Below are 8,864 nucleotides of genomic sequence, written 5' to 3' on the forward strand. Positions count from 1 at the left end.
GTGTTCCCTACTACTGCTTCCACGATGCCGATGTCCGGCCCGAGGGCGCCACCTTCACCGAGAGCGCCAAGCGCCTCGACGATATCGCCGACCATTTCGAAGGCAAGATGAAGCAGACCGGCGTCAAGCTGCTTTGGGGGACTGCGAACCTGTTTTCCAACCGCCGCTTCATGTCGGGTGCTGCCACCAATCCCGATCCCGACGTCTTCGCCTATGCGGCCGCGACAGTGAAGCATTGCATCGACGTCACCAAGCGCCTCAAGGGCGAGAACTACGTGCTGTGGGGCGGCCGTGAGGGTTATGAGACACTGCTCAACACCGACATGGGCCGCGAGCTCGACCAGATGGGTCGTTTCCTCAATCTGGTCGTCGACTACAAGCACAAGATCGGCTTCACCGGCACCATCTTGATCGAGCCCAAGCCGCAGGAGCCGACCAAGCACCAGTATGATTATGACGTCGCCACCGTTTACGGCTTCCTCCGGAAGTACGGGCTTGAGAACGAAGTGAAGGTCAATATCGAACAGGGCCACGCGATCCTTGCCGGCCACTCCTTCGAACACGAGCTCGCGACCGCCAACGCGCTCGGCATCTTCGGTTCGATCGACATGAATCGCAACGACTACCAGTCGGGCTGGGATACCGACCAGTTCCCCAACAATGTGCCCGAAATGGCGCTTGCCTATTACCAGGTGCTTGCAGGCGGCGGCTTCAAGACGGGCGGCACCAATTTCGACGCCAAGCTGCGCCGCCAGTCGCTCGATCCCGAGGACCTGCTGATCGCCCATGTCGGTGGCATGGACGCCTGCGCCCGCGGCCTCAAGGCAGCAGCGAAGATGATCGAGGACAAGGCGCTGTCCGCCCCGCTCGACACCCGCTACGCTGGCTGGAATACGGCCGAAGCCAAGGCGATGCTGGCCGGCCAGCGCACACTCGAAGACATCTCCGCCCGCGTGATCAAGGACGGCATCGAGCCGCAGCCGAAGTCGGGCCGGCAGGAGTATTTGGAAAACGTCGTCAACTGTTACGTTTGATGCCGCAACCAATCGGCGAGGGGGAATCAGCACTTCCCCCTTGCCGCCGTAATGCCTCTTTCTCGCCCTCAAGACGCCCGTCGAATCAGTGACTTACGGCGTATGAGACGGGAACAAAAGACTTTCACCACATATTCCAACGAGCCTGAGATCGACGCCCTGCTTTGCCGGTCGCAGACCGCTTCATTCGTCGATCGCCTGATGGCCCTGCCTCCGCTTGTGGAGGCCGAACAGTCGAACGATTGGAGCCGGGCGGTTGCTCTGCGGCTCGAAGCCGTGCTTGCCCAGAGCATGCGATCGCGCATCGGTTCGGAAAGCCGCGCCGCCTGACAGCTCGAGTTTGACGAACGAAGGATGGTCCGCCATCCTTCGTTCATGATACGCGCCGTGCTTCTGGACCTTTCCGGCGTCGTCTATGACGGCGGCACGCCGATACCGGGCGCGGTCGATGCTGTGGAGCGGTTGCGGTCGGCAGGCCTGGCCGTTCGCTTCGTCAGCAACACCACACGCTCGCCGCACCTAGCGATCATCAAGCAACTCGCCGGCCTCGGTGTCGTCGTCAGAGACGACGAATTGCTGACGCCTGCGCGAGCGGCCGTGGATTGGCTGCGCGCGCATGGATGCTCGCCGCATCTGCTTGTCCATCCCGATCTTGAGCCGGAATTCGTCGGATGTGGAAACGGGCCGCGTAAAGCAGTGGTCGTTGGCGATGCCGGCGAGGCGTTCGACTATGTGAAGCTCAACCGGGCATTCCGCGAACTGATCGGCGGCGCGGAATTCCTGGCGCTTGCCACCAACCGCACGTTCAAGGATGCCGACGGCAAGCTCAGCCTCGATGCCGGTGCCTTCGTCACCGCGCTGGAATTTGCCAGCGGCCGGCGGGCGACCGTGCTCGGAAAACCATCGCCCGACTTCTTCCATGCCGCGCTCGCGGGGCTGGGTTGTGCATCCGGTGACGCGGTGATGGTCGGCGATGATGCCGAGAGCGATGTCGCCGGGGCGTTGAGGGCTGGCATGGGTGCGGGCCTGCTCGTTCGGACGGGCAAATATCGTCCGGGCGATGAGGCGAGGTTTGATCCCGCGCCCACGGCTCTGGTCGACGATCTCACGGCCGCAGTCGAGTGGATTATGGCGAACCGAGGCTAACCTCGCCGTAGCCTGACTGGCGCTGCGCCGAATGCGTGGGAAAAACTGCGCGAGAAGACTGCCGCCGAGGAAAAACCGGTACGCTCGGCCACTTCGGCCATGCTGACCTTGGTGTCGATCACCAGCCGGCGGGCAGCACTCAGGCGCAGGCGGAGATAGTAAGCACCGGGGGTCTCGCCGATCGAGGCACGGAAGATGCTTTCCAACGTCCGCGAAGTCACGCCCGCGCGCTTGGCGATTGCTGCGATGGTCAGCGGCTGGTCGACATGCGCCTCCATCAGACGGACGGCCTGGGCAAGACGCGAGTCGTAGCCGTCGAGCCGGCCGAGCGAAACCAGAGGCTGGGCGTCGGTCGCCGCGCGCGACTGGTCGTAGATGAACACGCTGGCGACATCGAGCGCGACTGCCATGCCGAGTCGTGAACGCACAAGATGCAGCATCAGGTCGAAAGTCGGCGCGGCACCGCCGCAGGTGAACACCGGCCCGTCGATGATGTAGCGGTCGGGCCGCACGTCGATTTCAGGAAAGGCAGTGGAAAAATCCTCCATGTCTTCCCAATGGGTGGTGGCGGCGCGTCCTTCGAGCAAACCGGCGCGCGCGACGAGCCATGTGCCGGCTTCGACACCGCCGACCGCGCGTGCGCTGCGGGCTGCTCGCCGCAAGCCGCCAAGCAGCTTCGAGGTGGCGTAGCCTTGCGTGCCGAAGCCGGCGATGACGACGATCACGTCACTTGTCTCGTCGGGGTCGAAGGCGCCGCTGACTGCCACCGGTAGGCCGCAGGTGGTGATCGCCGGCTCGCCAGTTGTCGAGACCAGCCGGAAATCGAACAGTGTTTCGCCAGCTATGCGATTGGCCGCGCGCAGCGGGTCGATGGCCGAGGCCACGCACATGATCGACGCGCCGGAGAACACCAGCATCGTCACCTTGAGCGGCATGCGCTCGGCGCGAAAGATCGTAGGTTTTTCGCCTTTTGCCATTTTGATTTCGTAAAATGCAAAACAGACTTCTGCAAGTCAGGCATGCTGATCGCATATCCGATTGGGAGGAAGTCCGATGCCGCTTGCCATGAACCAGGACGTGTTCATCACCTGTGCCGTGACCGGTTCCGGCGGCACGCAGGACCGTAGCCCGCATGTGCCGCGCTCGCCCAAGCAGATCGCAGACTCAGCCATCGATGCCGCCAAGGCGGGTGCTGCGATCGTCCATTGCCATGTCCGCGACCCTGAGACTGGCAAGCCGCGCCGCGACATTCACCTTTACCGCGAAGTGACCGAGCGCATTCGCGACGCCAATGTCGATGTCGTGCTGAACCTCACCGCAGGCATGGGCGGCGACATGGTGTTCGGTTCGCCGGAAGCGCCGCTGCCGCTCAAGCAAGCCGGCACCGACATGGGCGGCGCCACCAACCGCATGGAGCATGTGCGCCAGTGCCTGCCGGAAATTTGCACGCTTGATTGTGGCACGATGAATTTCGCCGAGGCCGACTACGTCATGACCAACACACCCGGCATGCTGCGTGCCATGGGTGGCATGATGACGGCCATGGGCGTCAAGCCGGAGATCGAGGCTTTCGACACCGGTCATCTGTGGTTTGCCAAGCAATTGGTCGAAGAAGGCGTGCTCAAGCCCGACGCGCTGGTGCAGCTGTGCATGGGCGTGCCGTGGGGTGCGCCCGACGACCTCAACACCTTCATGGCGATGGTCAACAATGTGCCGTCGACCTGGAACTGGTCGGCCTTTTCGTTGGGGCGCAACCAGATGGCTTATGCGGCAGCCGCAGTGATTGCCGGTGGCAATGTGCGTGTTGGCCTCGAAGACAATCTGTGGCTCGGCAAGGGCGTGCTCGCCACCAACGCGCAGCTGGTCGAACGCGCTGTCAGCATCGTCGAGAATCTCGGCGCGCGGGTGCTCGGACCGGAGGAGGTTCGCAAGAAGCTCAATCTGACCAAACGGGCACCGATTGCAACGTGATGGAGATGTCGATCGGCAAGAGGAGGTTGACATGACCACAGTCAAATTCACCGCCATGAAGGATGGCGACAAGGACGACTATACGTTCTTGACGGCCCATGAGATCGACTATGCCGCCAAGACCGGCGATCGTCTGCTCGGCGCGCTGGTCCAACTCGACGAGGGATTGTCGGGCTACAAGATCAGCCGTCTCGGCCACTCGCTGCAGGCAGCCACACGCGCCTTTCGCGACGGCGCGGACACCGACTGGATCGCCTGTGCACTCTTGCACGACATCGGTGACATCTACGCGCCTTACAATCACGACGAATACGCAGCGGCGATCCTGAAACCTTTCGTGCGCGAGCAGTGCGCCTGGGTAGTGGAAAAGCACGGCGACTTCCAGCGCCTCTATTATGCGCATCATCTCGGCGGCGACCGCCACGCTCGCGATAAATTCGCCGGCCATGCCTATTACAACGATTGCGACCAGTTCTGCGAACGTTGGGACCAGTCGAGCTTCGACCCTGACTACGAAACCTTGCCGATCGCGTTTTTCCGACCCTTCGTGATCGAGGTCTTCGCCCGCAAGGCCTACGACCCGGCTGTCATCCGCGTCGGCGAACGCGTTGCGCTGGTCAATCCTGAAACAGCCAAAGAGAGAAGCGGAGCGCCCGCATGAGCACCATCACCAAAGCAGCCGCCATCGGTGGCGGGGTCATCGGCGCCGGTTGGGTGGCTCGGTTGCTGCTCAACGGCATTGACGTTTCGATCTTCGACCCCGATCCCGAGGCCTCGCGCAAGGTCGGCGAAGTGATGAAAGGCGCGCGCCGCGCCTACAAGCAGATGCTGCCCGGCGGCCTGCCCAAGGAGGGCAGACTGACCTTCGCCAAGACCATAGCCGAGGCGGTCGCCGACGCTGATTTCATCCAGGAAAGCGTGCCTGAAAGACTCGACCTCAAGCACAAGGTGCTGGCCGAGATCGATTTTCATGCACCCGCCAATGCGATCATCGGTTCGTCGACCTCGGGCATCAAGCCGTCCGACATGCAGGTGGCGATGAAGAAGCACCCTGAAAGACTGGTCGTCGGCCATCCGTTCAACCCGGTCTATCTGTTGCCGATCGTCGAGATCGTCGGCGGCGAGCAGACATTTCCCGAGGCGATCGAGGTCGCCAAGGAAATCTATGCGTCGATCGGCATGAAGCCGGTCGTCATCCGCAAGGAGATCGAGGCTTTTGTCGGCGACCGGCTGCTCGAAGCTGCCTGGCGCGAGGCGCTGTGGCTGATCAAGGACGGCATCTGCACGGTCGAGGAACTCGACGACATCATGCGCTATGGCTTTGGCCTGCGCTGGGCGCAGATGGGCATGTTCCAGGTCTATCGCGTTGCCGGCGGCGAGGCGGGCATGCGCCACTTCATGGCGCAGTTCGGGCCATGCCTGAAATGGCCGTGGACCAAGCTGATGGACGTGCCGGAGTTCAACGACGAGCTTGTCGACCTGATCGCCACGCAGTCGGACGAGCAATCCGACAAATGGTCGATCCGCGAGCTGGAAAGGATCCGAGACGACAATCTGGTCGCGATCATGGAGGCGCTGTCAAAGCAGAACAAGGGCAAGGGCTGGGGTGCCGGCGCGCTGTACAAGGACTACACCAAGCAGCTTTCCAAGCTCGCTGCCACCAAGGTGTCGAAGGCCGCCGAAAAGGCAAGGGCCGAAAAGCCGAAGAAGAAAAAGAAGGCCTGACGCAATGAAACGCATCGTGCGTCCTTCGAGGCTCCCCTTCGACAAGCTCAGGGTCGCACCTCAGGATGAGGACCGTCTGCACAAGCCTTTCCGTTCGAGGGTGTCGCGCGCAGCCGGTCCTCATCCTGAGGTGAGAGCGCAGCGAGCCTCGAAGGACGCACATTCAACCTGACAGGTGATTTCATGCATTTCGGACTTTCCGAGGAACAGCAACTCATTGTCGACACGACGCGCGCCTTTGTCGAAAACGAGCTTTATCCGCATGAGCAGGAGGTCGAACGAACTGGCCATCTCCGGCGTGAGTTGATCGAGGAGATCAAGGCCAAGGCGATCGCCGCAGGGCTTTACGCCGCCAACATGCCGGCGGAGGTCGGCGGTGCCGGGCTCGATACGCTGACCTGGCTGCTCTACGAAAAGGAGCTTGGCCGCGCCAACTATGCGCTGCACTGGACCTGCGTTGCGCGGCCGTCGAACATCCTGCTCGCGGGCACGCCGGAGCAGCGGGAAAAGTACCTCTTTCCGTGCATTCGCGGCGAGAAGTCGGACTGCCTGGCCATGACCGAGCCGGGCGCTGGCTCCGACCTGCGCGGCATGAAGGCATCGGCTGTTCAGGACGGCAGCGACTGGGTGCTCAACGGCACCAAGCATTTCATCAGCCACGCCGACATCGCTGACTTCGCCATCGTCTTCATGGCCTCGGGCGAAGAAGACAGTCCGCGCGGCAAGCGCAAGAAGATCACCGCCTTCTTCGTCGACAAGGGCACGCCGGGCTTCACGGTGCGCGACGGCTACCGAAATGTCTCGCATCGCGGCTACACCAATTCGGTGCTGGAGTTCGACGACTGCCGGCTGCCGGGGAGCCAGGTACTGGGCGAGGTCCACAAGGGCTTCGAGGTCGCCAATTCATGGCTGGGGGCGACCCGCCTGCAGGTCGGCGCCACATGCCTTGGCCGAGCCGAACGCGCGCTTGGCCACGCCATCGAATATGCCGCTCAACGCGAGCAGTTCGGCCAGCAGATCGGCAAGTTCCAGGGCGTATCGTTCAAGCTCGCCGACATGGCGACCGAGCTCAAGGCGGCGGAGCTGATGGTGATGGAGGCTGGCTGGAAATACGACCAGGGCACAGTTACCGACCAGGACATGGCGATGGCCAAGCTCAAGGCCACCGAGATGCTGGCTTTCGTCGCCGACGAGGCGATCCAGATCCATGGCGGCATGGGGCTGATGGACGACCTGCCGCTCGAGCGTATCTGGCGCGACGCGCGCGTCGAGCGCATCTGGGAAGGTACGTCAGAAATCCAGAGGCATATCATTTCGCGCGCGCTGCTCAGAGCGGTGGGGGGATGATGGGCGCGACAGAACTCCCACAAGGAGAGAAGGGGAGGCGTCGAGCATGAGCCGCCTCGAACGCCTCCTGCGTCCTAAATCCATCGCCGTATTCGGCGGTTCCCAGGCTGCGGCCGTGGTTAAGCAGTGTCTCAAGATGGGCTTTTCTGGCGACATCTGGCCGGTGCATCCGACCAAGGACGAGGTCGAAGGCATCAAGACCTTCCGTTCGGTTGCCGAACTGCCTGCGGCGCCCGACGCCGCCTTTGTCGGGGTCAACCGCTTCCTGACGCTCGAAGTTATCAAGGCACTGGCCGAGCGCGGGGCAGGCGGTGCGATCTGCTTTGCCTCGGGCTTCCTCGAGGCCGGCAACGACGATGCCGACGGTGAGCGCTTGCAGGCCGAACTGGTCGCGGCCGCCGGTGCGATGCCTGTCATCGGACCCAACTGCTACGGCCTGATCAACTATGCCGATGGCGCGCTGCTGTGGCCCGACCAGCATGGCGGCCAGCGGCTGGCGCAGGGCACCCGCGGCGCAGCCATCATCACCCAGTCCTCCAACATCGCCTGCAATTTGACCATGCAGAAGCGCGGCCTGCCGGTCGCCTTCCTGATGACGGCAGGCAATCAGGCGCAGACCGGCCTGTCGGAGATGGCGCTCGGCCTGATCGAGGATGAGCGGGTATCCTGCCTTGGCCTGCACATCGAAGGTTTCGACAAGGTTGCCGGTTTCGAGCGGCTTGCCGCGCGGGCGCGTGAGCTGAACAAGCCTATTGTCGCCATGAAGGTCGGCCGCTCCGAACAGGCGCGGGCAGCGACCATCTCGCACACCGCCTCGCTTGCCGGCTCGGACGCGGCTTCCGACGCTTTCCTCAAACGCCTCGGCATCGCGCGAGTCGACACCATCCCGTCATTCCTCGAGGCGCTGAAGCTGCTGCACGCGCTTGGGCCGTTGCCTGGCCGCAGGCTTTCGTCGATGAGCTGTTCGGGCGGCGAGGCGTCGGTCATGGCTGACAGTGTTGAGGGCCGTGGCTTACATTTCCCCGCACTCTCACCTGATCACTATGCGCGGGTAAAATCGACGCTCGGCGCTTTCGTCGCGGTCGCCAATCCGCTCGACTATCACACCTTCATCTGGAACGACGAAGCGGCGATGACGGCGACCTTCACGGCGATGGTATCTGGTGGCTTCGACCTCAACATCCTGGTGCTGGACTTTCCGCGCAACGACCGCTGCTCGGATGCCGACTGGTGGCCGACCGTCAGGGCGTTCGAGGCAGCGCTGAAGGCCAATTCCGCGCGCGGTGCGGTGGTGGCGTCCATGTCGGAAAACCTGACCGAAGAGCACGCAACCGAGCTGTTTCGACGTGGCATCGTGCCGTTGCAGGGCATTGCCGAGGCGATGGACGCGGCGGAGGCGGCGGCGTTTGTGGGAGAGGCTTGGGCGAAGCCGGTTGCTGCGAGGGTGAGCGCGAGTTCGCCCCCCTCTGGCCTGCCGGCCATCTCCCCCTCAAGGGGGGAGATCATTCGCGTCTGTGACGGCGCCTTTTCCGCGACCGCAGAGGCTGTTGGAGCGACATCTCAGATTGGCCAGGGCGTGGATGCAGGCCTGATCTCCCCCCTTGAGGGGGAGATGGCCGGCAGGCCAGAGGGGGGTGTTTC

Annotated in this window: 9 protein-coding genes; 8 read left to right on the top strand and 1 reads right to left on the bottom strand. The window is 63.1% G+C overall.

Annotated elements, in window-relative coordinates; translation table 11 throughout:
- From xylA to AC1DWF_RS27800, 3 genes are all read left to right on the top strand, one after another.
- On the top strand, positions 1-1,034 hold a 1,034-nt coding region (xylA, locus tag AC1DWF_RS27790), incomplete at its 5' end, for a xylose isomerase (RefSeq protein ID WP_476842304.1).
- Positions 1,035-1,136: 102 nt separating this feature from the next.
- Positions 1,137-1,364: a hypothetical protein gene (locus AC1DWF_RS27795; protein ID WP_476789011.1), complete on the top strand. Its 228-nt coding sequence runs from the start codon at positions 1,137-1,139 to the stop codon at positions 1,362-1,364.
- Positions 1,365-1,388: 24 nt separating this feature from the next.
- Positions 1,389-2,180 carry a TIGR01458 family HAD-type hydrolase gene (locus tag AC1DWF_RS27800; protein WP_476784057.1) on the top strand — a complete coding sequence of 264 codons (792 nt, stop codon included), beginning with the start codon at positions 1,389-1,391 and terminating at the stop codon, positions 2,178-2,180.
- Here the strand turns inward: AC1DWF_RS27800 and AC1DWF_RS27805 are convergent.
- Complete coding sequence (locus tag AC1DWF_RS27805) at positions 2,177-3,157, bottom strand: GlxA family transcriptional regulator (RefSeq protein WP_476789012.1); 981 nt, start codon at positions 3,155-3,157, stop codon at positions 2,177-2,179. The two genes, AC1DWF_RS27800 and AC1DWF_RS27805, sit on opposite strands and share 4 nt — an antisense overlap.
- A 76-nt stretch (positions 3,158-3,233) precedes the next feature.
- Here AC1DWF_RS27805 and bcoG point away from each other — a divergent pair, with 76 nt between their 5' ends.
- The 5 genes from bcoG to AC1DWF_RS27830 form a co-directional block, all read left to right on the top strand.
- On the top strand, positions 3,234-4,151 hold the full coding sequence (bcoG, locus tag AC1DWF_RS27810) for a 3-dehydrocarnitine:acetyl-CoA trimethylamine transferase BcoG (RefSeq protein WP_476789013.1): 918 nt from the start codon (positions 3,234-3,236) through the stop codon (positions 4,149-4,151).
- 31 nt (positions 4,152-4,182) lie between these two features.
- Entirely contained in the window at positions 4,183-4,812 is a 630-nt protein-coding gene (locus tag AC1DWF_RS27815) for an HD domain-containing protein (RefSeq protein ID WP_476789014.1), read from the top strand.
- Positions 4,809-5,876: a carnitine 3-dehydrogenase gene (locus AC1DWF_RS27820; protein WP_476789015.1), complete on the top strand. Its 1,068-nt coding sequence runs from the start codon at positions 4,809-4,811 to the stop codon at positions 5,874-5,876. The genes AC1DWF_RS27815 and AC1DWF_RS27820 overlap by 4 nt, the downstream gene beginning before the upstream one ends.
- Before the next feature lie 183 nt (positions 5,877-6,059).
- Complete coding sequence (locus AC1DWF_RS27825; RefSeq protein WP_476804329.1) at positions 6,060-7,223, top strand: acyl-CoA dehydrogenase family protein; 1,164 nt, start codon at positions 6,060-6,062, stop codon at positions 7,221-7,223.
- A 46-nt stretch (positions 7,224-7,269) separates the two neighbouring features.
- Positions 7,270-8,864, top strand: a 1,595-nt coding sequence (locus tag AC1DWF_RS27830) for a CoA-binding protein (protein WP_476842305.1), incomplete at its 3' end; no start/stop codon positions are given.

The organism is Aminobacter sp. P4_D5 (assembly GCF_056401815.1).